We start from the raw sequence: 25431 nt of genomic DNA, 5'->3' as shown, positions 1-25431 counted from the left end.
TCCTATTTTTGATAGCCTGGATGCCAGCGTAATAAATATTTTTCTAAGGCAACCGCGAGTACATCCGCTAATTTACCAAGTAGGGCATACAGTAGAATCCCAACTAAAACGACATCTGTTTGTAAAAATTCACGCGCATTCATGGTCATGTAGCCAATTCCAGCTTGTGCTGAGATGGTTTCAGCCACAATTAACAGAACCCAAACTAAACCTAGTGCGAAGCGTAAACCAACTAAAATGGAAGGAAGAGCACCTGGTAAAATAATTTCTTTATATAACTGCCAGCGTGTTAAACCATAACTCTTGCCCATCTCGATCAGCTGAGGATCTACAGATCGGATACCGTGATACGTATTGATATAAATTGGGAAAAACACGCCAATCGCGACCAAAAATAATTTGGCAGATTCGTCAATTCCAAACCATAGAATCACCAATGGAATTAAAGCTAAAGCTGGAATATTACGGATCATTTGTAGGGTCGTGTCGAGTAACGTAGAGGCTACTTTAGATGAGCCATTTAACAATCCTAAAAATAATCCTAAGCCCCCACCAATCAGCAAGCCAATCAGTGCACGTCCCGCACTGACTTGGACATGTGTCCACAGTTCACCACTAAGCAATAGATGCCAAAAAGCCAAAACCACTGCGGTTGGAGCAGGCAAGACACGGCTTTCTAAAATGCCAGTGACTGAAGCAAGTTGCCAAATCACAATAAGAAAAATGGGTACTAACCAAGGTAACAAACGTTGCCCCAGTTGTTTGATTCCTCGAGAGAGAAAACCTTCAGCTTTAACCACCTTGGTTTTACTCAACACGATAGAATGTTTTTGAGTTTTATCTACCGCTGTTGTCATGCCGGCTCCTGAACCTGATCTCCTTTTTTATTTTCTTCAGGAGTATAGTTATTCGCGACAATCTCACCAAAAGGACCAGTCAGATTAGGTTGAGTCAGTTTTTGGCGTGTTTCTAATGGTAGAAGAGGGAATACCAATTCAGCAAAACGAATTGATTCTTCAAGATGCGGATAACCCGAGAAAATAAAGGTATTAATGCCTAAATCTGCATATTCTTGGATACGTGCCGCCACAGTTTCAGGGTCACCTACTAATGCCGTTCCTGCACCCCCACGGACGAGACCTACGCCAGCCCATAAGTTTGGTGACACTTCAAGTTTCGAGCGATCTCCATTATGAAGTTCAGCCATACGACGTTGACCAACAGAGTCCATTTGTTTAAATTTTTTCTGTGCCGCAGCGATGGTTTCATCATCAACATACTGAATTAATTCTTCAGCAGCTCTCCATGCTTCCTCGTTGGTTTCGCGGACGATGACATGTAAACGAATACCGTAATCTAGGGTGCGACCTTTAGCTGCCGCCTTAGCGCGGACATTGTCAATTTTTTCTTTAACCGCTGCTGGAGGCTCTCCCCAAGTTAAATAGGTATCTACTTGATCAGTTGCCAGTTCAACAGCATCATCAGAAGAACCACCAAACCACAATGGTGGATAAGGTTTTTGGACGGGTGGATATAATAATTTTGCATCGTCCACGCTTAGACGTTCACCATGGAAAGTGAAGCTTTCACCCGTATGTGAGCGTTTTAAAATTTCGCGCCAAATCGTAGTATATTCAGTCGCAGTTTTATAACGCGTTTTATGATCTTCATAGACGCCGTCACCTTTTAACTCTTGCTCATCACCACCAGTAACCAAGTTCAATAGAACACGGCCATTTGAAAGACGGTCAAAGGTTGCTGCCATACGTGCAGCCAGTGCAGGAGTGGTTACCCCTGGACGCAAAGCAACGAGAAATTTAAGATTTTTGGTGGCATCAATTAAACTTGCGGCAGTCAACCATGGATCTTCACAAGAACGACCAGTCGGGATAAGCACACCTTCATAACCTAGATTATCCACCGCCACAGCGATTTGTTTCATGTAGGCATGGTCGACAACACGTCCGCCTTTGCTTGTACCTAGGTAGCGACTATCACCATGAGTAGGAATAAACCAGAAAATTTTCATTACTTAAGTCCTTAATATGAGTTACTTACCAGTCCATACGACTTGGTTAATTTGTATCGGTTTAGGAATGATTTTGAGCTCAGCAAAGCGATCAGCCAGTTGTTGCTGATCTGCAATGACTTTCGCGGTTAAAGGTGCTGCATAAGATGGACGAGGTCGGCGCTGAACAAAGGTTTGGCTGACATTCGGCTTTAAACCTGTTGTTTTGGCAAAAATCGTTGCTGTAGTTTTTAAGTTCTTTTGAACCCATTGATCAGCAAGATTAATCTGTTCAATGACATCAGAAATCGCTTGAGGATGTTTGTCGATAAACTTGCCTGAAGCGAGATAGAACGTGTAATTCGGGCTCAGCCCTTGTCCAGTGGTCAAAACTTTTGCTTTATCTTCAAGTTCAGCAGCAGCGTAATACGGGTCCCAAATGGCCCATGCATCAACAGCACCTTTTTGGAATGCTGCGCGTGCATCAGCAGGACTTAACCAAATTGGTTTTACATCGCTCCATTGCAAACCTGCTTTTCGGACGGCTTGGACCAATAGATAATGTGAACTAGAGCCACGATGTACTGCGACACGCTTGCCTTTGAGGTGTTTAAGCTGAGTAATTTTGGATTTTTGCGGCACTAAGATTGCTGAAGAAAGTGGCTTCGCCGCCTCATAAGCAATGTAATGCAGAGGTTTGTTTCCTGCTTGCGCATAAACAGGGGGGGTATCACCTGTTGCACCAATATCCACTGAACCCACTGCAAGTGCTTCTAAAATTTGAGGACCACCAGGGAACTCATTCCATGTAATTTTGGCATTGGGAAATTCTTGCTCAAACAGTTTTTGCTGTTGAGCAATCACCAAATTTACGGAAGATTTTTGGAAGCCAATGCGTAATTCTTTCACTGAGGGATCAACAGCCCATGCAGCTGAGCAACCCAACATCGCACAGGCAAATAGCATCGTTGTCATTGAATGACTTGAGGTTTTAAACCAAGTGTGTGCTGTATTTCCTGATTGATATTGAGTCATGTTCATCACCTTTTCATGTTGTTATTTGGGTGTAGGCGCAATAATTGCGGCCTGAATATTGATTTTGTTTGGAATCAATTTCTGTTGATGGAATACATCGGCAACTTTTTGCTGATGTTGAGCAACTTCAGTACTAATTGGATAAACGCCGAAGCTCATACGTCCAATTGAGGTTTGAAGAATTTTGAAATCTAGACCTGTAGGCTTCACGAGCAGTTGAGCTGCTTCGTCTTTATTGGAAGCAATCCAATCTGATGCTTCATTAAGTTCTTGAACAACGGTTTGTATAATTTCAGGATTCTGTTCAACGAACTTACGATCAGCCATATAGAACTGGTAGTTATTGGCATTCCCTTCGCCAGAAGCGAGAACACTTGCGCCGATTTGATGCTCTGCCGCTGCAAAGAACGGATCCCAGATTACCCATGCATCGACTGCACCGCGCTCAAATGCTGCACGAGCATCCGATGGTGGTAGGTAAACCACTTCAATATCATCAAGCGTCAAATGATTCTTTTCTAAGATCTTCAAGAGAAGATAATGAACGTTAGAACCTTTGTTTAACGCTACACGCTTACCTTTAAGTTGTTGAATATCTTTGATGTTCGAATTTTTTTGAACAATCAACGCTTCAGCGCGTGGAGTCGCAGGTTGATTTGCGACATAAACCAAATTTGAATTCGCTGCTTGGGCAAAAATAGGGGGTGCTTCACCGACTTCACCAAATGAAACACTGCCGACATTCAAACCTTCTAACAGTTGTGGTCCACCTGGGAACTCTACCCATTTCACTTGAATGTTTTGATCCTTCAACGCGGCTTCTAATTCACCACGTTCTTTAATCACGGGCAGTAAGCCATACTTTTGATAACCGATATTTAACACTTGGGTTTTATCTTCTTTTTTTGAGTCGCAACCAGTGAGTAGCAAAGCACCTGTTAACGCAGAAGACAAAATGAGTGTTTTTTTCCAAAGATTAGCGTTAAAGCTGCTCATATTGAAAATCCTGAAAACTTAAAAATAAAAAAATCAAAAAAATAAATGCGTCATGTAACGAGCCTAAGTTAATGAATTTTCTATTTCGTAAAAAATAAGAATTCAGGAATTCCTAATGAATAAAAAAGATAAAATTAAAAGAGAAAAAAATATCTAAAAAAATGCAAAAGGCTCAATCTAAGAATAACGATATTTTTGTTTCTAAGTTTATGAAATATATAAATATATATTAAAATATTAAATTGTGATAAGGATATGATTTGTATGAATATATCGAATGATTGTGAAGATAGTTCACCTAGGAATATCGATATATAAAATAAAGATAAAGCAGTTCATAAGGGTGCAATAAAAAAGCCACTTTAGAGTGGCTTTTTACAAACAATTGAGTTTCTTTGGAAATTATAAAGTGCCTGACGCGCTTGTGGTAAGTCATCCACCGATGCTTTGACAAACCCTTGTTCCAAAAACCAATGTGCGGTTCGTGTCGTAAGAATAAATAACTGTTGGATATTAGACTTTTTTGCTTTCTCTTCTAAATAGTGCAAGATTTGGCTACCACGATTTGATTTGCGGTAACTTGGATGTACTGCCACACAGGCTATTTCTGCAGAACGAATTTCATTTGATTCAGTTGGTATTGGATATAATGCTGCACAAGCCAGAACCATACCGTCACGTTCAATCACAGCGAAATGATCAATTTCATTTTCTAAGCGTTCTCTAGAGCGGTATACCAAAATGCCTTCTTGTTCTAATGGCCGTAATAAACTGATTAATCCACCGACATCCTGAATCGTCGCTGTGCGGACTTCTTCATAATGTGCATCGGTGATCATCGTGCCATGCCCATCACGAGTAAATAATTCTTCGATTAATGCACCATCATGTTCATAAGATAATAAATGAACGCGGTTAACGCCATTTAAAGAGGCTTCCTTGGCATTTTGTAAATGCAATGCCAATTCATAATTTTGCTCTAAAGCAACGTCAATATGTTGATCTAGCTGATGCGGGGTCACTTCGCGCAACAACTGCTGTGGGCTTTGCATTAAACCTTGTTCGGAACCGAGAAAAATGAGTTTATCGGCACCGAGTTGGATAGCTGTTTTGGTCGCCACTTCTTCAGCAAGCAAGTTATAAACTTCACCAGTGGTTGAATAACCTGAGGGGCCAAGCAATACAATATTGTGATTGTCCAAATGTTTTTGAATCGCATCTGCATCGACTGAACGCACTTCACCGGTAAGTTGAAAATCGATACCATTACGAATGCCATAAGGTTTAGCTGTTATAAAATTACCAGATACCACATCAATGCGAGCACCATACATGGGTGAATTTGCAAGTCCCATAGACAATAAGGCTTCGATTTGTAAACGGATTGAGCCTACGGCAGACATGACCGCACCTAATGAGTCACGTGTTGTTACTCTACGATGATTATGAAAAGGGCTATCTAAATTCTTCTCAGCAAGATTTGCACTGATTTGTGGTCGTGCTCCATGAACCAGAATGAGTCGAATGCCGAGAGAATGTAAAAGGGCAATATCATGAATAATATGTTGAAAATTTGGTGATTGAACTGCTTCACCGCCAAACATTAAAACGAAGGTTTTATTACGATGGGCGTTGATATACGGCGCTGAGTTTCGGAACCAATGCACATATTGCTGTGTCATATTTTGAGTTGTATCTATTGAGTCCGATTGCATGCATGTACCGATAGAAGCGGGAAGTGGTCATCAGATTCTAAACAAAAAAATGATTTTCCACACCTGCATTAAAATAAAGACATAAAAAAGCCCAAACTGAGTTTGGGCTGAGTGCAGGGAAGATCAATTTGAGAAGATCTAGGAATAAGCTTATCCGATGATACGCACGATGCGATCTGTACGCTCATTCACTAAGACATAGTCTCCATTAATTTTGTACCACTGCTGGTTACGCGCCGCTTTAGGTAGATTCTTCGCTTGACGATCACTTAACTCAAATTTTGAAGAGTTGAATTGACGTGGTAACTGTTGACCTACTCGCCATTGACGGCTTGGATTTACATTTTGGAAGCCACGATTTTGTTCATAGCGGTCATGTTGATATTTCCCAAGCTGACCTTTATTCCAATGCGCTGGTGGTGGAGTTGGTTTTGAATAGTGACGACCATCGTCATGTGGACCAGCCATCGCAGATGTTGCCAATAAACCACTCATTGCTAATGTAAGTACTGATACTAACTTTTTCATGTGGGATACCTCTAACTTTGTTATTTATCCGATATCGCTAAAGTACAAAATGATTTGAGATAAACCGTGGAGAGATATAGTCAATTTGTGAAATGTATGAAGAAGTGATGAAGATGAATGATTAGGATTGAACTCAACAAAAAACCCGACATGAAGTCGGGTCGATTTAAACGTCAAAATTAATCTTGCTGGATTTTCAAAATGCTATTGCTGTTTGAATCCACCAGAATAAAGTCATTATTCACTTTGTACCATTGTTGGTTTTTACCAGGTTTTGGTAGGTTATGATCTTTATATTCGGTTTTATAACTATTGCCACGATAGTGTTGAGGCATGACGTAGCCAGTTTGCCATTTATGTTGACGTAAACGTTTTACGCCACGCTCTTCTCTGTTTTTACGACGATCTTGGAACTCTTGATCTGATGAAGCATCATATTGAGTACGTTTCTCAAATCCTTTACCACGTTCACGTGAACCTTTATCTTGGTAGTCATCAGAGTAAGGAGCAGCATTGGCAATATTTGCTGTAAATATTGCACTTAAAGATAATGTCAAAACTGTCATAATCTTTTTCATATTCCGCCCTCGTTGACCTTATAAATTGGGGTTCACACTAATGTACTGAAAAAATGCAGAGAAACTGTGAAGATAGAATGTAATTTAGATTAAAAATAACGAGATAATAAGAACATATTTTAATAGGAATGAAAATAGAAACCGATGCTTTAGCTGAGCAATCAATGCTTTGAGCAATTTTAAATTTTGAATCCTAATATGATTTTTAAATTGTAAATATTTTAATAACACAGAAGATAATTTTCTTTTAAATAAGAAAAATCATCTGATCCGTTTCATCTCAGTGCCACTGATTATGATATTCCTGCAATTGTTGAATAGCTTCGATAATGATCCACGCAGTTTCGGCATGATCTAAACCTTGAACTAATGAAGCATCCAACTGTAACTGTTCGATCGTTTGGATCGTTGATAATTTTCGAGCTTGGTCTGCCATATTATTTCCTTATAAAAGTGTTGAATTTCATGGCATTGATCATAGTTAAAATTTATAAATATAAAAAACCGAATATTTTTCTAAATTTAATCTGATTATTCGATTAATGTTCGAATCAAATGCTTAGAAGACAGCATAATTTTTTATATCGATAAACTTAGCGTATGTATAGACTTTTGTTATAGTAAGAACAATTTTAAAGCAACACTAGGAATAGGTTATGTCTGTCGCTCCGCGTATTGGGATTTTAGGTGCTGGTGGCCGTATGGGTCGTACATTGATTCAAGCAGTTCAAGATGCTGGTTATCAATTAGCAGCAGCGGTAGAGCGTCCAGGCAGTAGCCTTATTGGCGCGGATGCAGGCGAATTAGCGGGTATTGGTACACTTGGTGTGAAAGTCGTGGGTGATATCCAAGATGTTTTAAATGATTGCGATGTATTTATTGATTTTACTGCACCAGTTGCAACTGAACAGCATTTGAAACTGTGCCGTGAGGCTGGTGTTGCATTAGTGATCGGTACGACGGGAATGAACGATGAGCAAAAAGCATTTTTAGATGAAAGTGCAACGATTGCTCCTGTAGTGTACGCAGCAAACTACTCCGTAGGCGTGAATGTATCCATTAAACTTTTAGAATTAGCATCTAAAGTCTTTGGTGACAGTGTCGATATTGAAGTGATCGAAGCACATCATCGTCATAAAGTTGATGCGCCATCAGGTACTGCTTTAATGATGGGTGAGGCGATTGCTGATGCATTAGGTCGTGATTTGAAGCAAGATGCTGTGTATCACCGTGAAGGGCATACTGGTCCTCGTGAACGTCAAAGTATTGGTTTCCAAACCATTCGTGGTGGCGATATTGTGGGTGAACATACGGTAATGTTTATTGGTGAAGGTGAACGTGTAGAAATCACACATAAAGCCACGAATCGCATGAATTTTGCTGCAGGTGCAGTACGTGCCGCTGCTTGGGTTGTAGGTAAAGCACCGAAAAAATATGACATGAAAGACGTTTTAGGCTTCAACGATATCAAAGTTTAAGTTTAAAAATACTGCGTGATCATCTAAATAATAATGTGAAATATGAAGAATAAAAAATGAAGAAAATTTCTATGATCTGCTTGCTTGTCAGTGCCATTGGCCTGACAAGCCAAGTTCAAGCCAATGAAGCCTCTCGACTCACCATTAACAAAAACAATATTAAAGTGTGGACGATACAAAATCCTGATCATCCTGTGTTGTCCTATCGTGCTGAAACAGTAGTGGATGCTTCACTCGAAAGAGCAGTTGCAATAGTTTTGGATGTGGAAAATGCAAAATCATGGGTACCCAATGTCGGTTCAGCACAGGTGATTTCTCAAGATTTGAAGCAAGGGGAATTTAAACTCTACATGGTGTTAGATTTTCCATTTCCTTTGAAAGATCGAGATCTGATTGTGCAAGGGAAAATGTATAAGGATTCAAAAGGTATTGTTCATATTAAGAATAAAGCTTCGCAAACGGGAAAATCGAAGAATCCTCAGTATATTCGGCTGCAACACTATGTTGGAGACTGGAGCTTTGAACAGATTGGACCGAATAAGGTGAAGGTCAGCACTTCAGGATATGCGGATCCAGAAGGTGCAATTCCACAAAGTGTGACCAATATGTTTGTACAACAGCAGCCTTATCAAATGTTGCAAAAAATGAAAACTGAATTAGCAAAATCTCAATCTGCGCAGATATCGTTACCAGATATTTTGAAATAATGAGTTTAAATTAGGCATTTAATCATTTTTCAAAGTGTAAGCTGTAAATTGCTTTAACTCTGCTGCTTGAGGCAAATGAAAACTCAAAATTGGTTGCTTTGTCTTAGATGCCTGATCCAATAGAAAAACTTGGTAGGTCTGTTTTTTGGAATCATCACATTGAAAATTTAAATTTTTTTGTGTGGGACTATTGAGCTTGACTGCATGATCAGAAGACACGGTGTAAAGGTAAATTTTCTGCTGATCTGGAGATTCAATACTTTTTGTAAAACGATAATGACTGTTGTGCGTCACTTTTAAGAATCCATCAATTAAGGATGTACAAATAAATTTTTGCTCAAGTGCAGCTTGATCGATCGCATGCTCTGGTTGGCAAGCTGTCAAAAGTGTTACCAAGGGTAATATCAAATATAATTTATCGTTGTTCATGTGGCCTCCTGTGTCTTTTTAACTGTAAGACCATCATAAATTTGCTAGGTTTATAGATACAGATACACAAATTTTATAAAAATGAGCACAGTTCATGTTTCAGTATCAAATCTTAGCCAAACATATCAAACAGAAAATTTTGAGTGGAGAACTTTGTTCAGGACAGAAGCTCATTTCCCTTCGACAATTTTCAGCATTACATGCCGTCAGTTTAAATACAGCAAAAAATTGTTATACATTATTGGAATCGGAAGGGCTCATTACTGTTAAAAATAAATCGGGTTATTTTGTTCAACATTTGAAATCCAGAAACGATCCGCCAGTGTTGCCTTATCATCGTGAATTTGATGCTGAAGCAAAGGATATCACTAACTTAGATTTGCAAATTGAAATACAGGAGTCTTCAACCAATAATCGATCAATTCATTTAGGTGCAGTACAAATCTCTCCAAATCACGTGCCTGTAGATGCAATCCGAAAGTCAATTCAACGTGCTTTAAAACACAGTCAACCAGAAGATTTCCTTTATAGTAATCGACAAGGGCATTTGAGATTGAGACAAGCTTTATCAGACCATTGGGCTGAAGATGGGTTTTATATCAATCCAGACGAGATTTATATCACCAATGGCTGTATGGCTGCGTTATCACTCGTGGTTCAGCTCTTGACCAAGGAAGGGGATGGCATTGTGATTCCAACCCCAAATTTTAATGGTCAATTACAGTTGTTAGGGACACTGAAACGCAAGTTGATTGAGATACCTGCAAATGTGGATGGTTTTGATTTAGAACGTCTAGAAAGAGCTATGCAGCACCCCGATACCAAAGCCTGTCTATTGACTGTGAATTATCAAAATCCACTAGGATTTGAGCTTTCAAATCATGATAAGCAGAAGATTGTGCAATTGGCTGAACAGTATCAATGCTATGTGATTGAAGATGATATTTATGCTGAATGTAGTTTTAATTTACAACGACCTTTACCGATCAAACATTGGGATGAAGCAGGCTATGTCATTTTATGCAGTTCAATATCAAAATCATTGTCCAGCGCATATCGAGTAGGTTGGTTTTGTTTACCGCCAAGGCTTAAACATTTACATCGTCAAATTGTCATTCAAAATGTCAGTGTGAATACACCTTTGCAATTGGCTTTGGCTGACCTGATGTATAGTAGAGCCTATCGTGAGCATCTACTCCGATTAAAACCAAAATTAAATCATCAAGTTGATGAATATCGACAAACGATATTAAGCGCTTTTCACGCGATTGACATTGGTTTAAGTCAGCCAGATGGTGGCTATGTTTTATGGCTGCAATTGCCGACACATATTGATGGTTTAGAACTCTATTATGCCGCACGTCAACATGGTATTAACATTGTTCCCGGAGATGTTTTTGGAGAAGAGCGCCGTTATAAAAATTATATTCGCTTAAATGCAGGGCATGAACTGACTCATGAAATTCATGACTCCATCGTGTTTTTAGCGGATTGGGTGAAACAAAAAATGAGGTCATCATCCCAAGCACCTTCTTAAAAGGATTATGGCGCTAAACTAAGCTTTTTAAAGCAGTGATTTTCATGATCATCAATCATTCCTACCGCTTGCAGATAAGAATAGATAATGGTTGGACCCACGAATTTAAAACCATTCTTTTTTAGAGTTTTAGACAGTTGCAGGCTTAATTCGCTTTGTGTTGGTGCTAAGCGATAGTCTGGCACAGAATGAACTTTGGGTTGATGCCCTACAAAACTCCATAACCATTTGACCATATCAGGCATGATTTGGCGCATATTCAACCATGCTCGAGCATTATCTCGAATCGCCTTTAGTTTACCTAAATGACGAATTATGCCCGGATCTTGTGTTATTTCGATTAAATGTTCATCTGTAAAAGTCGCAATTTCTTCAATGGTGTATTGAAAGAAATGATGTCGATATCGCTCGCGTTTTTTTAAAACAATAATCCAAGCGAGTCCTGCTTGCTGACCTTCTAAACAGAGCATTTCAAATAAGGTGTGTTCATCATATACAGGAACACCCCATTCTTGATCGTGATAATCAATATAAATCTGCTCATCGGAGCACCAGCTACAGCGTTGAATCGTCATGCGAATGCTCCGAAGTGATCAAATGGTAAAAGCAACCCACTGATCGTTTTGATTGTCCCAAAAGAACAACTCTGCTTGTTCTAAATCCGAAAAATTAATCCAGAAATCTTTACCTGCTTTATCTGCAAAACCAGTGCTAATCAACAGAGCTTCTTCGGTAATTTCCATAATCCAGCCCTGATGGCTTTGTCCATTTAAGACAATACGTTGTTGATTGCCAGATTCTGCAAATTCAACTAGACGATTAATCAAGGCTTCTGACATGAAAACTTCCTAAAAATAAAAACTTTAATTTAACGTAAATAAGGGTATGGATTGACAGGGCCTCGACCGCGACCATCTAAGTAAATTCCATAATGTAAATGAGGGGCAGTATGTCGAGCATTACCCGTATTGCCGACATAACCAATATGGTCACCTCGTCGCACGAAGTCACCCTCATTGAGACCTTTTTTATGCTGATCTAAATGCGCATAATAATGCCAAGAACCAGCGGGTCCTAAAATCCAAATGACTTTCCCACCCAGCTTATTATCGCGCATACTGCGAACAATTCCATCAGTTGCACTATAAACTTTTGTACCACGAGCCGCCAAGATATCAATGCCTTCATGTGTTCGACCGTGACTTCGTGATGCACCCCAAGTGTCTGTCAGTTGTCGCGCTTTTACACCTTGTACTGGGATAGGTAATTTTCGATCCAAAGGAAGCATATGTAAGCGAGCAACGAGGGTTGGATCAAGCGGCGTTTGTTTTGGAGGTTGGCTACTGCAGGCGACAAGTAAAATAGCTACACTTAGGATGATGTAATGTCGCAAATACTTAGTCACTCGAACTCCTTGATATGATACAGCCACACTTATTTGAATCGACTATGTCACAAATTCACGGCTGAGATCAATTTTTTCATCGCAGTTGGAATACCCATTTCTGTTACAACTTGTGGAGCGAGCCATTCACCTCCTAATTCTGTTTGGAGGTATTCCATCTGGTCGAGATCAACATGGAAAATATGTGCATTCAGTAACCAGGTAAAGTGGGTGAAACTGTGTGAAATTTGAGTCGGTAATTGATTACTCACCAAACCATATTGCTGAGTCAATTGACTAAATTCTGAAGTTTCATCAATAATGGGTAAGGTCCATAAACCACCCCATAAGCCTGAATGCGGACGTTGATGCCATAGCCATGTATTTTCAGTACTTCGCAGTAATAAAACATCCGCAGTTTTTATAGGCACTGCTTTTTTTGGCTTTTTAAATGGTAACTCTTGTGTCAGACCCTGCTTTAAAGCTTGGCATTCTGACTGCATTGGACAGTACAGGCAAAGTGGTTTTTTAGGAGTACAAATTGTTGCACCCAAATCCATAATGGCTTGCGTGTAATCATGGTTGCGTTGTTCAGGACAGAGTTGCTCGGCTAATTCCCACATTGCACGTTCATGGACAGGCTTTGATAAATCATCTTCAATGGCAAAGAAACGTGCTAAAACACGCTTAACGTTTCCATCCATTATCACGCCGTATTTGCGTAATCCAAGTGACATCAATGCACCAGCAGTTGATCTACCTATTCCTGGCAGTGCCATCCAAGCTTCTAAAGTCTCTGGAAAATGTCCATTTTGACTTACGATTGTGGCTGCTTTATGCAGGTTGCGAGCACGCGCATAATAGCCTAGACCTGCCCAGTAAGGAGCAACTTCATCCCAAGTAGCACGACCTAAATCGGTGACCGTCGGAAAGCGCTCAATAAAACGATCATAGTATTTCAGAACTGTTTTCACTTGGGTTTGCTGCAACATAATTTCAGAGACCCAAACTTTGTAAGGATCATCTGCGACTTGCCATGGCAGGTCATGTCGACCATGTACATCAAACCAATCAAGTAACGCAGTTGAAAAAGAAAACATGAAAATACCATTAATACAATCTGTGCTCAGTATAACCAATCTAGGCAAAGACCTTTTAAAAAAGCATGAAAAAAGGCGCATGTTGCGCCTTTTTGTAAAATCAACATTACTCTTGAATAATGCCCCAACGACTATCTAATTTAAGCGGTTGGTTTTTGTAACGAGGAATAATATGGATGTGTAAATGTTCCGACTCTTCATCGCCAAAAACTTTGCCATCATTAAAAGCGATATGAAAGCCTTCCGGATGATGACGGATTTTTAACTCGTTACGTGCCAGTTCTAGCAACGATTGTAAACTTTTACGCTCTTTATCGGTAATTTCAAAAAAAGAACTCACATGACGTAAAGGAATAATAACGGAATGTCCTTTAGTCAACGGCTGATGTTCTGGCAAAATCACACCGAATTCATTTTTATCAATCACATCATATTCATCGTGATTGCAATAAGTACATTGTTCACTCATCCTTACATTCCTCTTATATTTTATCTTCTTTCTTCAATAATCTTAGCGCTAATAAACTTTGAAAGTATATTAATCTAAGTGACGCGACAGTAACTCATACATCGCAGCTAAGCTTTTTTCCTCAGCTTCAGCGTTATAACCGAGATCTACACCATTGGCTTTTGCCCGTTCATCAGCTTGTGGATTGCTAAAACCGTGTTTTGCATCCTCAAAGATAATGACCTCATGCGGCACCTGAGCTGCAAACATTTCTTCTTTAAATTGTGCCACATCATCTAGCGTGACCATACTATCTAGCTCACCATGCAAAACCAGAATTTCAGCTTTAACTTGACCTTGTTGAGCAGGTGTTTGCGCAGATAAATTAGCATGGAAAGTAGCAACTGCTTTTAAGTTCGTACCAGATCGAGCAAGATCTAAGACAACTTTTCCACCGTAACAAAAACCAATCGCAGCTAATCGAGTTGCGTCAACTTCAGGCTGTGCAGATAAAGTGTCTAATGCAGCAGTAGCGCGGTGTACAATCGTTTCAGGCTGTGCGAAAGTTTGCATCATCCACTCATTTGCTTGAGAGGCTTCAGTGGTTACCTTTTTGTCGCCGTACATATCAATGGCAAAAGCAGCATATCCTTGTTCTGCAAGTTCTCGAGCACGTTGTTCTGTATATTCATTACGACCCCACCACTCTGGGGCTACAATAATACCTGCAGCTCCTGAAGAGTTTTCAGGTGCGGCAAAATAACCAATCAATTGTGTACCATCTGCCGCTTTATACTGAATTTCTCTTGTTTGAATTGCTGAAGTCATTATTGAAAGTCCTTTCGTTTATGAAAATCAGCAAAGATTAAAGCATAAATGTTTTCCGAAGTGATGAATTTGCAATAAGAAAGTAAAATCAAATGTGAGAATTTATGAAAGATTGGAATATGTAAAACGCGTATCAATGAACAGATAAAAAGAAATAAAAAAAGAAGAAGGAGTACCTTCTTCTTTTCATCAATCTTGTGTTTTCAATTTAATCTAGTGATTTAGAACACTAGACTTTGCCTCTTGAGATAAAGCCTACAATTGCGAGAATCACTGCAATCACAAGTAAGATAATTGCGAAATCTTTAGATAAGCCTGCTACACCACCAAACCCTAGCAAACTTGCTATCAATGCAATCACTGCAAAAATAATCGCCCAACGGAACATTTTGATTCTCCATAAATTTTTATTAATGTTCATTCAGTATAAGAAAATAAACTGAGCAAAATGTATACAAAGGGTATTTTAACGTAGAGTATTGATATTCTTTAGTTAATCAACTGTAACTGAGATTGATGAAATTTTATGAGAATTATTAGTGATATACTGACTCAAATTTTTGATATTTAGCTGAATCATGAGCACATCTTTACGCCCTGAATTTTGGAAACATTATTCACTGTTTGAAATGAACCAAGCAGAATGGGAGGCACTGTGTGATGGTTGTGGTATGTGTTGTTTGGTTAAATTAGAAGATGATGAAACCGAAGAAATCGCATATACAAAAGTTGCGTGCAAACTTCTAGATTGTCAGACGGGGTATTGTTCAGATTATGAAAATCGTCAGGTGCATGTACCTGATTGTATTCAGTTAACGCCTGAAAAATTACAACAAATACGATGGCTACCTTCGAGTTGTGCATATCGACGTATTAATGAAGGTAAAAAGCTACCGAATTGGCATCACTTGGTGACAGGCAATAAACAAAGTGTGATTAGTGCTCGAAAATCTGTAGCAGGTCGTTGTATATCTGAACAGCTTGTTAATGAAAATGAAATAGATGAATACATCGTGCGGTGGGTACGCTAGTACATTCAATTGCTAGACTGCACATATTTTGTAATATAAAAACACTTTTAAAATGATCATTGCCGTTTAATCCTTGAGACTGATATTCAAGGATTTAAAAAGGGAAAGACATGTTAAAAGCTGCAAAACTGATTTGGATTGTTGGTTTGAGCGGAATCATAATGGCGTGTTATGCCAATCAAAATAAGGCCACTGAAGCACAGAATCCGCAGGAATCAACAATCAAAAACGAAAATTCAAAAGCTCAAGAACAACGATATCAAGTTGAAAAAATTGCTCTATTTAATGAACCATGGGCGATTGCAACTTTGCCAAATGGTCAACTGTTAATTACAGAAAAGTCAGGCATACTTAAGTTGTTTGACCCACAATCAAAACGTAGTTTTAACGTGGCTAGTGTGCCTCAAGTTGCTTATGGCGGACAAGGTGGGTTAGGTGATGTTTCGATTCATCCTAATTTCAATAATAACGCTTGGTTATATCTCAGTTATGCCGAAGAAAAAAATGGATTGTTTGGTGCAGTGGTAATCCGAGCGAAATTGGATTTATCGAATATCGAAGCACCGAAACTGACGGATATCGAACGCATATGGGAGCAAGTCCCTAAAGTGTCGGGTCAGGGGCATTATGCACATCGTATAGTGTTTGACCAGCAAGCGAATTTATGGATTAGTTCAGGGGAACGGCAGAAGTTTCAGCCTGCACAAGATATGCAGTCTAATCTAGGTAAAATTGTATATTTGTATGATGATGGTCGTGCTCAAGAATCTAATCCATTTGCCAAACAAGGTGGTGTCTCAGCGCAGATTTGGAGTTTAGGTCATCGTAATCCTTTAGGTATGGCATTTGATCATCAAAATCGTTTGTGGGTGGCAGAAATGGGCCCTAAAGGTGGCGATGAGTTCAATCTTATTGAAAAAGGTAAGAATTATGGCTATCCAATTGTATCTAATGGTGATCACTATGATGGGAAACAGATTCCGAATCATGAAACGCGACCTGAATTTATAGCCCCTAAACTTGATTGGTCTCCAGTGATTTCACCCTCGAGTCTGATTTTTTATAAATCTAACTATTTTCCACAATGGAAGAACAAAGCCTTAATCGGTGGATTATCATCGAAAGCCATTATTGTGGTAGATCCACAATCTGAACCTGTACGAGAAATTCAGCGCTTGGATATGGGGGTTCGAGTACGAGACTTGCATGAAGCGAAGGATGGCACAATTTGGGGAATAGAAGATGGACCGCAAGCTTATTTATTCAAATTAAAAGCAAAACTCGAATCTGAGTAAAATGAAAAATGTTGAATAGTGATGGTTGTTTTGACTATTAATATTGGAATTTGACTATTACATAGTAGACTAGTCAACAGCACTTTGAGATCTATAAAAAATATGTCCGATACACAAATTCCGCTACCTGAACGCTTACGTCCACGTGATTTGTCTGAGATTATCGGACAAGATCATTTACTTGGTGAAGACGCACCTTTACGTCAAATGATTGACCAAGGACATTTACCTTCGATTATTTTTTGGGGGCCTCCAGGGGTCGGCAAGACCACCATTGCGCTATTGTTAGCTCAAGCTGTAGATCGTACTTTTATTAGCTTGTCTGCACTCAACACTGGTGTTAAAGAGCTTCGAGAAATTATTGGGGAAAGTGGCGATCTCATTGTGCCAGTGGTTTTTATTGATGAAATTCATCGCTTTAATAAATCTCAACAAGATGCCTTACTGAGCGCAGTAGAAAAAGGCAAGATTACTCTGGTCGGTGCAACTACAGAAAATCCTTCTTTTGAAGTCAATAATGCTTTGTTGTCGCGCTGTCAGGTGTATACGCTGAATGCATTATCTGAGCATGATATTCAACATTTAATTGAACGTGCACTCAAGCATGACCAATTTCTGAAAGACCGTCATATTCACATCGAAGAATATGATGCATTAATTCAATTTGCCGCAGGTGATGCTCGTAAAGCACTCAATTTGTTGGATCTCATTGCGAGCACATTTGAAGCAGATGTTGAAAATATGGTCACCAATGCCATCGTGGTAAAAGTAGCTCAACAAAATATCGCGCGATATGACAAATCTGGTGAGCAGCACTATGATTTAGTCTCAGCTTTCATTAAATCAATTCGTGGAAGTGATCCTGACGCTGCACTATATTGGATGGCGAGAATGTTAAAGGGGGGAGAAGATCCCGTCTTTATTGCACGTCGGATGTTGATTGCCGCTTCGGAAGATATTGGAAATTCTAATCCTAATGCGTTGTTATTGGCTGGGGAGTGTTTTAGATCCGTTCAAGCGGTTGGAATGCCAGAATGCCGTATTATTTTAGGCCAATGTGCAGTGTATTTGGCCACAAGCGCGAAAAGTAACAGCACTTACTTAGCAATCAATAAAGCATTAGAGTTGGCTGAACGTACGTCAAATCTTCCAGTTCCATTACATTTAAGAAATGCTCCGACCAAGTTAATGAAAGAGCAGGGATATGGTGTAGATTATTTATATCCACATCACTATCCAGAACATTTCGTGTTGCAGGATTATATGCCTCCAGAGCTGAAAGGCACCAAATTGTACGAATCAGCTCGTAATAAGCGTGAAGTCGAAGCAGAGCGTTTACAGCAGCGACGCTGGCAGCAAGAGCAGCAACAACAATAAAAAAAGCCCAGTTCTATGGGAAGCTGGGCGAAAAGCGATTCATTTGGTCGGCAACTACAGTCTCTCTCTTGAGCCACCAACTCCTGTAGTTGCCTGGTATAAAAATATATTAGTTGAACTTAGTAATATTGTAAAAACGATCATTTTAATAAATAACATTAATTTATTCGATTAATGGGGGTAAATTTAAAAACAAAAACAACAATTGAGTTTTTTAATGATCAATGACCCAGATTTGTCATCTTATTTAAATATCGATTCGATAAATTAATAGCATTACCAATGAGGAGAGAGCATTGGTAATGCTACTTAACAAAAATAATGAATGTATAACAATAATTTGAAAATATAAAAATAATATCACCAGATACAAAAAAGCCGAGTCATATGACTCGGCTTTATTTTATCTAAATTTTGATTTAGATATCAGAAAGGTCAACACCAATACGTGTTGCAACTTCTTCATAAGCTTCAACCACACCACCTAAACCTTGGCGGAAACGGTCTTTATCTAATTTTTTCTTGGTATCTTTGTCCCATAGACGGCAACCATCTGGAGAGAACTCATCACCAAGAACGATACGGTCATGGAACACACCAAATTCAAGTTTAAAATCAACTAAAAGCATGTTGCCTTGAGCAAAAAGATCTTTTAAAACCACGTTTACTTGGTGAGTTAACTCTTTCATACGCTCAAGTTGTTCAGCAGTAGCCCAACCTAAAGCAATTGCTTGAGATTCATTCACCATTGGGTCGCCCAAAGCGTCATCTTTGAAAAATAATTCAAATGTAGGTGGTGTAAGTTCTAAACCTTCTTCAACACCCAAACGACGGCAAAGCGAACCAGCTGCATAGTTACGGATTACACATTCAACTGGAATCATGTTTAACTTTTTAACCAAAACTTCGTTTGGCGTTAAAAGTTTTTCGAAATGAGTTTCGATACCTGCAGCTGCAAGTTTTTCCATGATAAAGGCGTTAAAACGGTTGTTCACCTTACCTTTGCGATCTAGCTGTTCGATTTTTTCGCCATTAAATGCTGAGGCATCATCACGAAAGACTAAAATCAGGTGGTCTGCACTATCGGTTTCATAAACGGATTTAGCTTTACCAGTATAGAGCAAGGTTTGTTTTAACATGGTGGAACCTTTTTCAGAAAAAATATGCCTAGAACGACTAGGCTGGCCAGTTTTGATAAATCTGGGTTAACAGGCTCGCAGCTTTTTGTTTGTCTGCAAACGCGTTAGTTGGGGTAAACACGGCCAAGGTATGACTCGAACCTACAGATGTCAGTTTAAGCACTAAACTTTCACCATCCACTTGAATTGTCGCGGAATGGGGATTCTTAGGTTGATTGACAAAGTTGTAGTTGAGGCTACTGAGGGTGGCGATTGTGTATTGCCAAATTGTAGCAGAATTTCCGTCAATTTTGATCAACGGATTGCCATTTCCATCAGTTAAAAGTTGTGGACGACCGACAGCAGTTGATTGTTCACTCTCAACAGGATTAGAAACGGTTGGTGCCACATTAGGACGAGGTAGCTCGAAACGATTACCTCGCTTATTAACCATTTGTGGCGCATTGTCTATTGCAAGCTGTTCAACAACAGGCGCTGGATAAAGCGGTGTTGCTGGTCTAACCATTGAACCTTCAGGAAATTTAAGCGGGGTTTGTGCAGTAGATTTTTTATAATCGAGTGAACCATTATCGATACCAATCGTACTACAACCGACCATGCTGAGGGCTGAAAGGGCAAGGGGTAAACCAAAACGTAGTTGCATAGTTGTTAAACTCTTCTTTAAATAATGCTCGCAGCTTTTAATGCATCACGCAGTGAAGCTCGATATTGTTCTGCTAATGGAGTAAGTGGTAAACGGATACCTGTACCAATTAATCCCATTTCATGAAGTGCCCATTTCACAGGAATTGGGTTTGATTCACAAAATAGAATTTCGTGTAAATTTGCAACTTGATCATTAATTGCTTTTGCTTGAGCTGCATCACCCACTAAACCAGCGGCACACACTTGGCTCATTTGCTTTGGAGCAACGTTAGCGGTCACAGAAATATTACCTTTCGCACCATGCTCAATCAGTTGATATGCTGTTGCGTCATCACCTGAATAGACCACCATATCTTTGCCTTCAAGTGCTTTTAAAAGCTCAGCACCGCGAGGAACATCACCTGTTGCATCTTTAATACCTACGATTTGAGGAATATCAGCAAGACGAACTACAGTTTCATTGCTCATATCAACGCCAGTACGGCCAGGTACGTTATAAAGAATTTGCGGTAAATCAACAGCTTCAGCAATTGCTTTGTAATGCTGATACAAGCCTTCTTGAGTCGGTTTGTTATAATATGGCGTTACTAAAAGTGCAGCATCTGCACCAAGCTCTTTAGCTTCTTTGGTAAGCTCAATCGCTTCATGCGTTGAGTTTGCGCCTGTGCCGGCAATAATTGGAATGCGTTTATTGGCTACACGAATGATTTCTTTAATCACTTGAGTGTGTTCAGCCATGCTTAAGGTCGAAGCTTCACCTGTTGTTCCCACGGCAACGATACTATTTGTACCTTGTTCAATGTGCCATTCAACAAGCTTCTCGAGACCCTTCCAATCAACAGTTCCATCTTCAAACATTGGAGTGACGATTGCGACGATTGAGCCTTGAATTACCTGAGCTTGCTGAGTAGTCATTTTAAAACACGATCCTATTTTTCCATCCAGTGAAGGTTGAGAAGCGAAGTTTGGATGGGTATGTATTTTGATTTATATCACGATCCAATATGCCTGCATACTGGATAATGCGTATGCAAATTATGAACTAAGCTACCAATAAGAACAATATGAATTCACTTCAGTCAAAAAAAAGTTTAGTTAAAACAAGTAACTTTTTTTAAAAAAAGCAATTTTAAGACCTTATGGTTAGGCATTTAAATAACAGGGAAGATAGATGTTCGTCTATGAAAGTATTGCGGATAAAAATGAAAATTCGAACTAAAATCTGACCAATTTACCCTGAATTAATAGCTTATATCACTTACATCAGATTTAAGATGTATGTATGTACAGGTGAATAGACTAATAATTTTTAAATTATGTGATTATTATAATTTATAAAACGTCTTAATTTTTTTACTTAAAGGTTAAATTATTCTAATACTTATAGATTTTATAATAGATTTTTCTTGGTTTTTTCCTAAATAAAAAAAATAATTAATCGTTTTGAAGACTAGAATTTATTTTGGTTGGCAAGAGGTATGAAATTTAATCTTATTTTGATTACATTTTATTACACCATTTGATAACTCTCACTTTCATTGACTTACATAGATAATCGGGCATCGGACTCAAATGCTGATGAGTGAGGGAAGTTCAATGCAAGAATCAGTAAGTAACAAACATGCAATTTTGACGGTAGGTATCTGCTTCCTCATTGCAGTAATTGAAGGCTTAGATATTCAGGCTGCAGGTATTGCAGCTGCGGGTATCCGTGAACATTTTGGTTTAGATAGTTCACAATTAGGTGTGTTTTTTAGTGCCGGTATTTTAGGTCTGTTACCTGGGGCACTGGTAGGTGGGCGTATTGCGGACCGTATTGGTCGTAAAACAGTTTTAATTTGGTCTGTTGCTGTTTTCGCTGTATTCACTTTATGTACGGTATGGGTAAATAGTTTTAACAGTTTATTGGCTGTACGTTTCCTTGCAGGTGCAGGACTAGGTGCAGCAATGCCAATTCTCATCACTTTGGCTTCTGAAGCTGTAACCCCACAAAATCGTGGTCGTGCTGTAGGGCTAATGTATTGCGGTATGCCTGTCGGTGCTGCGATCTTATCTTTAATTGCAAGTACAGATTTCGGTGCTAACTGGAAAAATATTTTCTATCTTGGTGGTTTATTACCATTAATTGTTATTCCAGTGATGATGAAGTTCTTACCTGAATCTAAAGAATTCTTGAAAACGCAAAATAGAACTGAAGCTGAAATTGCAGAAGCTCCACAAGGTTCGTTTAAAGATTTGTTTAATTCACAGAATCTTCTTCGTACGATGTTCATCTGGTGTAGCTATTTCTTCACGCTCATGGTGGTTTACATCATGCTCAGCTGGTTACCTTCTCTATTCCAGGAATTAGGTTTCTCAAGAAAAGAAGGTGCAACAGCGCAATTCTACTTCATGGTAAGTGCAACTGTAGGTACTGTGATTTTAGGTGTATTAACTGATCGCTGGAAAAAAGCTTATGTGATCTTGTTAATGTACGGTGGTATTTTGGCTGGTCTTCTTGCATTGAATGCAGCAAGCTCACTCACACAAATGTATTTGGCTTCAGCATTGGTTGGTGCTTTCGTGATTGGCTGTCAAGGTGTGCTTTACGCATTTGGCGGTATTGTGTACCCAACAGAAGTACGTGGTACAGGTGTTGGTGTGGCATCAGCAGTAGGTCGTATCGGTGCTATGCTTGGGCCAGCAATTGCAGGATCATTGTTAACGGCTGGATTTGGTGCAGCAGGAGTAATCTCTGCAGCAATCCCTTGTATTATTATTTCTGCAATCTTCATGTTAATGTTGGTACGTCGTATCCAAAATTAAGACAAAAACATAGATTAAAGCCTGCTTGATGCAGGCTTTTTTTATAGAATTTTGATATCAAATTTTCAACTCAAGCAATTGTAGTTCTCATGATCCTATGCAATAGTCCCTAACAATTTTAAAAATATTGGGAGCTGAAAAGGATGTTCCAACCACAACAAAGTGCACTTATCGTTGTTGATGTTCAGAATGGATTTACCCCTGGGGGAAATTTGGCGGTAGCGAATTCAGATCAAATTATTCCAACCATTAATTCACTTGCTCAGCATTTTGAAAATGTTGTCCTTACCCAAGATTGGCATCCTCAAGACCATATTTCATTTTTTGAAAATCATCCTGGAAAGTCTGCTTACGAGACGATTGAATTAGCTTATGGTCGTCAGGTGTTATGGCCTTCACATTGTGTACAGGGTACACATGATGCAGATTTCCATCCAGAGTTGAATATACCCAAAGCGCAGTTGGTCATTCGTAAAGGTTTTCATCCACATATTGATAGTTATTCTGCCTTTTTAGAAGCTGATCATCGAACATCGACTGGCTTAGCAGGTTATCTGCGTGAGCGTGGAATTCGTGACATCTTCATTGTCGGGATCGCCACTGATTTTTGTGTGGCTTGGACGGCAATTGATGCTGCAAAATTAGGTTTTAACAGTTATGTCGTGTCAGATGCGACTAAAGGCATCGATTTAAATGGTTCGTTGCAACATGCATGGCAAGAAATGCTTGCACAAGGTGTGAAACGAATTTACGCCAAAGAACTGATGACTCTCAGACACTCAGCGCAGACCATTTAAAGGCATGGCTCAAGATCATACGTCGTTAATCCAACAAGTGAACTTCTAAATGAAAGCTATCAATCAATTCGTGCAGAAAACCTTTGCGCTGTGGGTACTCCTATTTGCAGGAATTGCCATGTATATGCCAGAAGCTTTTATTTGGCTTAAGTCTTATATCACTTGGATGCTCGGGATTATCATGTTTGGCATGGGAATGACCCTGTCGTGGGAAGATTTTAAAAGTGTTCTCAGCCAGCCTAAGGCGGTTGCCGTTGGCGTGAGTGCTCAATTTATAGTGATGCCATTATTGGCATGGGGATTGTGCATAGCATTTCGATTACCCGCTGAAATTGCCGTTGGCGTACTCCTTGTTGGATGTTGTCCCGGAGGAACAGCATCTAACGTCATTGCTTATATGGCAAAGGCAAATGTGGCTTTGTCCGTCGCGTGTACCTCAGTTTCAACGATGTTAGCACCTTTGCTGACACCATTGATTTTTTATCTCTTAGCGAGTCAGTGGATCGATATAGATGCGGTAGCAATGCTTGTATCGGTAATGCAAGTGATTTTGTTCCCTATCATTTTAGGGGTGATCGTGAGCGGCCTATTTAAGCAAAAAATAGATCGATATATCGCAATGATGCCTATGGTTTCAGTCATCGCGATTGTATTGATTGTGGCTGCGATTATTGCTGGAAGCAAAATGCAAATTTTACAGTCAGGGTTACTGATCCTTGCTGTTGTAATTTTACATAATGGATTAGGATATTTTATAGGTTATTGGGCTGCAAAATTATTGCAGCTTAATCAAGCAGATGCTAAAGCAGTTTCGATAGAAGTAGGGATGCAAAATTCTGGCTTAGGCGTTGCTTTAGCTGCGGTTCATTTTGCGGCAACACCCATTACAGCACTTCCAAGTGCGATTTTTAGTTTATGGCATAATATTTCGGGACCCATCTTGGCAAGTTATTGGGCGACGCGTGACAAAGCTGTCCTTAAAAAAAATAAGTATGACGGTGATGTGATTAAGTAGCTGATTCTATTTTCGTTAACTGACCTAGAAATTCTTTTTCAGTCATGATGTGAATACCATGTTGCTTTAAAAGCGCTGCTGTAACACCGTTCGCATTTATTTTCGTCCCTGAAAAAGAGCCATCATAAATCTGACCAAAACCACACGATGGACTTTTAGCTTTCAAAATCGCATGAGTAATCCCATGTTTTTTAGCAAAAGCCAAGGTCTGTTTTGCTCCTAAAATAAATGCTTCGGTAACATCTTTTCCCGAAAGATCAAATACTTTTGCATGACCACTCAAAACATCGGAGCCTGTTCCTTTTTGAATTTCAGCAGGGGCTCTGGGAGTGCTAAGCCCTCCAGAAATTTCAGGGCAGATTACGACGGCCTGATCGGTATCAATGAGCATTTTAATTTTTTGTTGAAGGCAATGTTGGCCATCGTAGCGAACTGGATGTCCGACTAAACATGCACTGATAAGATATTTCATTTAATAAAAAAAGACCAATAATATTCATTATCGGTCTTTTTGTATGAGAGTAATAAAGTTTCATACTGATCAAGCCTTATCTCA

At 39.3% G+C, this 25431-nt stretch carries 29 protein-coding genes; 9 read left to right on the top strand and 20 right to left on the bottom strand.

Annotation, left to right across the window (positions count from 1 at the left end):
- Positions 1–2: 2 nt before the first annotated feature.
- From ssuC to AC1M9P_RS05500, 8 genes are all read right to left on the bottom strand, one after another.
- Positions 3–800, bottom strand: a complete 798-nt coding sequence (gene ssuC / locus AC1M9P_RS05535) for an aliphatic sulfonate ABC transporter permease SsuC (protein ID WP_481586967.1) — start codon at positions 798–800, stop codon at positions 3–5.
- A gap of 53 nt (positions 801–853) precedes the next feature.
- A complete protein-coding gene (gene ssuD, locus AC1M9P_RS05530) occupies positions 854–2029 on the bottom strand; it encodes an FMNH2-dependent alkanesulfonate monooxygenase (RefSeq protein WP_481586943.1) in 1176 nt (391 codons plus the stop codon).
- Between the two features lie 21 nt (positions 2030–2050).
- Positions 2051–2983: a sulfonate ABC transporter substrate-binding protein gene (locus tag AC1M9P_RS05525; protein WP_481586966.1), complete on the bottom strand. Its 933-nt coding sequence runs from the start codon at positions 2981–2983 to the stop codon at positions 2051–2053.
- A gap of 81 nt (positions 2984–3064) precedes the next feature.
- A complete protein-coding gene (locus AC1M9P_RS05520) occupies positions 3065–4039 on the bottom strand; it encodes a sulfonate ABC transporter substrate-binding protein (RefSeq protein ID WP_481586942.1) in 975 nt (324 codons plus the stop codon).
- Positions 4040–4401: 362 nt separating this feature from the next.
- Complete coding sequence (argA, locus tag AC1M9P_RS05515) at positions 4402–5754, bottom strand: amino-acid N-acetyltransferase (protein WP_035264904.1); 1353 nt, start codon at positions 5752–5754, stop codon at positions 4402–4404.
- Positions 5755–5904: 150 nt separating this feature from the next.
- Positions 5905–6282, bottom strand: a complete 378-nt coding sequence (locus AC1M9P_RS05510; protein ID WP_481586941.1) for an RcnB family protein — start codon at positions 6280–6282, stop codon at positions 5905–5907.
- A 179-nt stretch (positions 6283–6461) separates the two neighbouring features.
- The gene (locus AC1M9P_RS05505; RefSeq protein ID WP_092766593.1) at positions 6462–6860 is read right to left on the bottom strand and encodes an RcnB family protein; all 399 of its coding nucleotides are present in this window, start codon (positions 6858–6860) and stop codon (positions 6462–6464) included.
- Positions 6861–7140: 280 nt separating this feature from the next.
- The gene (locus AC1M9P_RS05500; protein WP_171076739.1) at positions 7141–7296 is read right to left on the bottom strand and encodes a hypothetical protein; all 156 of its coding nucleotides are present in this window, start codon (positions 7294–7296) and stop codon (positions 7141–7143) included.
- A gap of 220 nt (positions 7297–7516) precedes the next feature.
- Here AC1M9P_RS05500 and dapB point away from each other — a divergent pair, with 220 nt between their 5' ends.
- Both dapB and AC1M9P_RS05490 read left to right on the top strand, forming a co-directional pair.
- On the top strand, positions 7517–8338 hold the full coding sequence (gene dapB / locus AC1M9P_RS05495) for a 4-hydroxy-tetrahydrodipicolinate reductase (protein WP_035264896.1): 822 nt from the start codon (positions 7517–7519) through the stop codon (positions 8336–8338).
- A gap of 56 nt (positions 8339–8394) precedes the next feature.
- Complete coding sequence (locus AC1M9P_RS05490; RefSeq protein ID WP_481586940.1) at positions 8395–9045, top strand: START domain-containing protein; 651 nt, start codon at positions 8395–8397, stop codon at positions 9043–9045.
- Between the two features lie 18 nt (positions 9046–9063).
- On the opposite strand, the gene AC1M9P_RS05485 is transcribed toward AC1M9P_RS05490, so the two are convergent.
- Positions 9064–9474, bottom strand: coding sequence for a hypothetical protein (locus AC1M9P_RS05485; protein ID WP_481586939.1), 411 nt, complete (start codon positions 9472–9474; stop codon positions 9064–9066).
- Positions 9475–9568: 94 nt separating this feature from the next.
- Between AC1M9P_RS05485 and AC1M9P_RS05480 the strand changes: the two genes are divergently transcribed.
- Positions 9569–11011 carry an aminotransferase-like domain-containing protein gene (locus AC1M9P_RS05480; RefSeq protein ID WP_481586938.1) on the top strand — a complete coding sequence of 481 codons (1443 nt, stop codon included), beginning with the start codon at positions 9569–9571 and terminating at the stop codon, positions 11009–11011.
- A gap of 5 nt (positions 11012–11016) precedes the next feature.
- Here the strand turns inward: AC1M9P_RS05480 and AC1M9P_RS05475 are convergent, their stop codons facing one another.
- The 7 genes from AC1M9P_RS05475 to AC1M9P_RS05445 form a co-directional block, all read right to left on the bottom strand.
- Complete coding sequence (locus AC1M9P_RS05475; RefSeq protein ID WP_481586937.1) at positions 11017–11586, bottom strand: DNA-3-methyladenine glycosylase I; 570 nt, start codon at positions 11584–11586, stop codon at positions 11017–11019.
- A gap of 18 nt (positions 11587–11604) precedes the next feature.
- Entirely contained in the window at positions 11605–11850 is a 246-nt protein-coding gene (locus AC1M9P_RS05470; RefSeq protein WP_035264881.1) for a hypothetical protein, read from the bottom strand.
- A gap of 29 nt (positions 11851–11879) precedes the next feature.
- Complete coding sequence (locus AC1M9P_RS05465) at positions 11880–12404, bottom strand: M23 family metallopeptidase (protein WP_035264946.1); 525 nt, start codon at positions 12402–12404, stop codon at positions 11880–11882.
- A gap of 59 nt (positions 12405–12463) precedes the next feature.
- Entirely contained in the window at positions 12464–13495 is a 1032-nt protein-coding gene (gene mutY, locus AC1M9P_RS05460) for an A/G-specific adenine glycosylase (protein WP_481586936.1), read from the bottom strand.
- Between the two features lie 106 nt (positions 13496–13601).
- Positions 13602–13988 carry an HIT family protein gene (locus tag AC1M9P_RS05455; protein WP_481586965.1) on the bottom strand — a complete coding sequence of 129 codons (387 nt, stop codon included), beginning with the start codon at positions 13986–13988 and terminating at the stop codon, positions 13602–13604.
- 45 nt (positions 13989–14033) lie between these two features.
- Positions 14034–14771, bottom strand: coding sequence for a dienelactone hydrolase family protein (locus tag AC1M9P_RS05450; protein WP_481586935.1), 738 nt, complete (start codon positions 14769–14771; stop codon positions 14034–14036).
- A gap of 229 nt (positions 14772–15000) precedes the next feature.
- Positions 15001–15159: a DUF1328 domain-containing protein gene (locus tag AC1M9P_RS05445; RefSeq protein WP_035264869.1), complete on the bottom strand. Its 159-nt coding sequence runs from the start codon at positions 15157–15159 to the stop codon at positions 15001–15003.
- 190 nt (positions 15160–15349) lie between these two features.
- Between AC1M9P_RS05445 and AC1M9P_RS05440 the strand changes: the two genes are divergently transcribed.
- The 3 genes from AC1M9P_RS05440 (at position 15350) to AC1M9P_RS05430 (ending at position 18474) form a co-directional block, all read left to right on the top strand.
- Complete coding sequence (locus AC1M9P_RS05440) at positions 15350–15802, top strand: YcgN family cysteine cluster protein (RefSeq protein ID WP_481586934.1); 453 nt, start codon at positions 15350–15352, stop codon at positions 15800–15802.
- 110 nt (positions 15803–15912) lie between these two features.
- A complete protein-coding gene (locus AC1M9P_RS05435; RefSeq protein ID WP_481586933.1) occupies positions 15913–17097 on the top strand; it encodes a PQQ-dependent sugar dehydrogenase in 1185 nt (394 codons plus the stop codon).
- A 102-nt stretch (positions 17098–17199) separates the two neighbouring features.
- Positions 17200–18474, top strand: coding sequence for a replication-associated recombination protein A (locus AC1M9P_RS05430; RefSeq protein WP_481586932.1), 1275 nt, complete (start codon positions 17200–17202; stop codon positions 18472–18474).
- Between the two features lie 419 nt (positions 18475–18893).
- On the opposite strand, the gene purC is transcribed toward AC1M9P_RS05430, so the two are convergent.
- Genes purC through dapA form a run of 3 tightly spaced genes read right to left on the bottom strand, consistent with a single transcriptional unit; the run spans position 18894 to position 21173 of the window.
- Positions 18894–19613 (bottom strand): phosphoribosylaminoimidazolesuccinocarboxamide synthase, encoded by a 720-nt coding sequence (gene purC / locus AC1M9P_RS05425; RefSeq protein WP_092766585.1) that lies wholly within the window; start codon positions 19611–19613, stop codon positions 18894–18896.
- 37 nt (positions 19614–19650) lie between these two features.
- The gene (locus tag AC1M9P_RS05420; protein ID WP_035264860.1) at positions 19651–20256 is read right to left on the bottom strand and encodes a lipoprotein-34 precursor (NlpB); all 606 of its coding nucleotides are present in this window, start codon (positions 20254–20256) and stop codon (positions 19651–19653) included.
- Between the two features lie 17 nt (positions 20257–20273).
- Positions 20274–21173, bottom strand: a complete 900-nt coding sequence (gene dapA, locus AC1M9P_RS05415) for a 4-hydroxy-tetrahydrodipicolinate synthase (RefSeq protein ID WP_179999608.1) — start codon at positions 21171–21173, stop codon at positions 20274–20276.
- A 681-nt stretch (positions 21174–21854) separates the two neighbouring features.
- Between dapA and mhpT the strand changes: the two genes are divergently transcribed.
- From mhpT to AC1M9P_RS05400, 3 genes are all read left to right on the top strand, one after another.
- Complete coding sequence (mhpT, locus tag AC1M9P_RS05410; protein ID WP_035264856.1) at positions 21855–23063, top strand: 3-(3-hydroxy-phenyl)propionate transporter MhpT; 1209 nt, start codon at positions 21855–21857, stop codon at positions 23061–23063.
- 143 nt (positions 23064–23206) lie between these two features.
- A complete protein-coding gene (gene pncA, locus AC1M9P_RS05405) occupies positions 23207–23860 on the top strand; it encodes a bifunctional nicotinamidase/pyrazinamidase (protein WP_481586931.1) in 654 nt (217 codons plus the stop codon).
- Between the two features lie 49 nt (positions 23861–23909).
- On the top strand, positions 23910–24875 hold the full coding sequence (locus tag AC1M9P_RS05400; RefSeq protein ID WP_481586930.1) for a bile acid:sodium symporter family protein: 966 nt from the start codon (positions 23910–23912) through the stop codon (positions 24873–24875).
- On the opposite strand, the gene AC1M9P_RS05395 is transcribed toward AC1M9P_RS05400, so the two are convergent.
- Positions 24868–25347 (bottom strand): 2-thiouracil desulfurase family protein, encoded by a 480-nt coding sequence (locus AC1M9P_RS05395; protein WP_481586929.1) that lies wholly within the window; start codon positions 25345–25347, stop codon positions 24868–24870. The genes AC1M9P_RS05400 and AC1M9P_RS05395 overlap by 8 nt on opposite strands.
- Positions 25348–25431 lie beyond the last annotated feature (84 nt).

It is taken from the genome of Acinetobacter sp. 25-47-122 (genome assembly GCF_056779695.1).
Note: the sequence above shows the minus strand (reverse complement) of the source record. Positions and strands in the feature narration are given on the sequence as shown.

Coding starts and splice junctions, on each gene's coding strand:
- pncA (WP_481586931.1), top strand. CDS start 23,207: ATGTTCCAACCACAACAAAGTGCACTTATCGTTGTTGATGTTCAGAAT.
- AC1M9P_RS05400 (WP_481586930.1), top strand. CDS start 23,910: ATGAAAGCTATCAATCAATTCGTGCAGAAAACCTTTGCGCTGTGGGTA.
- AC1M9P_RS05500 (WP_171076739.1), bottom strand. CDS start 7,296: ATGGCAGACCAAGCTCGAAAATTATCAACGATCCAAACGATCGAACAG.
- AC1M9P_RS05520 (WP_481586942.1), bottom strand. CDS start 4,039: ATGAGCAGCTTTAACGCTAATCTTTGGAAAAAAACACTCATTTTGTCT.
- argA (WP_035264904.1), bottom strand. CDS start 5,754: ATGCAATCGGACTCAATAGATACAACTCAAAATATGACACAGCAATAT.
- mhpT (WP_035264856.1), top strand. CDS start 21,855: ATGCAAGAATCAGTAAGTAACAAACATGCAATTTTGACGGTAGGTATC.
- AC1M9P_RS05485 (WP_481586939.1), bottom strand. CDS start 9,474: ATGAACAACGATAAATTATATTTGATATTACCCTTGGTAACACTTTTG.
- purC (WP_092766585.1), bottom strand. CDS start 19,613: ATGTTAAAACAAACCTTGCTCTATACTGGTAAAGCTAAATCCGTTTAT.
- AC1M9P_RS05525 (WP_481586966.1), bottom strand. CDS start 2,983: ATGACAACGATGCTATTTGCCTGTGCGATGTTGGGTTGCTCAGCTGCA.
- dapB (WP_035264896.1), top strand. CDS start 7,517: ATGTCTGTCGCTCCGCGTATTGGGATTTTAGGTGCTGGTGGCCGTATG.
- AC1M9P_RS05445 (WP_035264869.1), bottom strand. CDS start 15,159: ATGTTCCGTTGGGCGATTATTTTTGCAGTGATTGCATTGATAGCAAGT.
- AC1M9P_RS05470 (WP_035264881.1), bottom strand. CDS start 11,850: ATGTCAGAAGCCTTGATTAATCGTCTAGTTGAATTTGCAGAATCTGGC.
- AC1M9P_RS05440 (WP_481586934.1), top strand. CDS start 15,350: ATGAGCACATCTTTACGCCCTGAATTTTGGAAACATTATTCACTGTTT.
- AC1M9P_RS05510 (WP_481586941.1), bottom strand. CDS start 6,282: ATGAAAAAGTTAGTATCAGTACTTACATTAGCAATGAGTGGTTTATTG.
- ssuD (WP_481586943.1), bottom strand. CDS start 2,029: ATGAAAATTTTCTGGTTTATTCCTACTCATGGTGATAGTCGCTACCTA.
- AC1M9P_RS05490 (WP_481586940.1), top strand. CDS start 8,395: ATGAAGAAAATTTCTATGATCTGCTTGCTTGTCAGTGCCATTGGCCTG.
- AC1M9P_RS05450 (WP_481586935.1), bottom strand. CDS start 14,771: ATGACTTCAGCAATTCAAACAAGAGAAATTCAGTATAAAGCGGCAGAT.
- AC1M9P_RS05475 (WP_481586937.1), bottom strand. CDS start 11,586: ATGACGATTCAACGCTGTAGCTGGTGCTCCGATGAGCAGATTTATATT.
- AC1M9P_RS05420 (WP_035264860.1), bottom strand. CDS start 20,256: ATGCAACTACGTTTTGGTTTACCCCTTGCCCTTTCAGCCCTCAGCATG.
- AC1M9P_RS05505 (WP_092766593.1), bottom strand. CDS start 6,860: ATGAAAAAGATTATGACAGTTTTGACATTATCTTTAAGTGCAATATTT.
- AC1M9P_RS05480 (WP_481586938.1), top strand. CDS start 9,569: ATGTTTCAGTATCAAATCTTAGCCAAACATATCAAACAGAAAATTTTG.
- AC1M9P_RS05435 (WP_481586933.1), top strand. CDS start 15,913: ATGTTAAAAGCTGCAAAACTGATTTGGATTGTTGGTTTGAGCGGAATC.
- mutY (WP_481586936.1), bottom strand. CDS start 13,495: ATGTTTTCTTTTTCAACTGCGTTACTTGATTGGTTTGATGTACATGGT.
- AC1M9P_RS05430 (WP_481586932.1), top strand. CDS start 17,200: ATGTCCGATACACAAATTCCGCTACCTGAACGCTTACGTCCACGTGAT.
- AC1M9P_RS05395 (WP_481586929.1), bottom strand. CDS start 25,347: ATGAAATATCTTATCAGTGCATGTTTAGTCGGACATCCAGTTCGCTAC.
- dapA (WP_179999608.1), bottom strand. CDS start 21,173: ATGACTACTCAGCAAGCTCAGGTAATTCAAGGCTCAATCGTCGCAATC.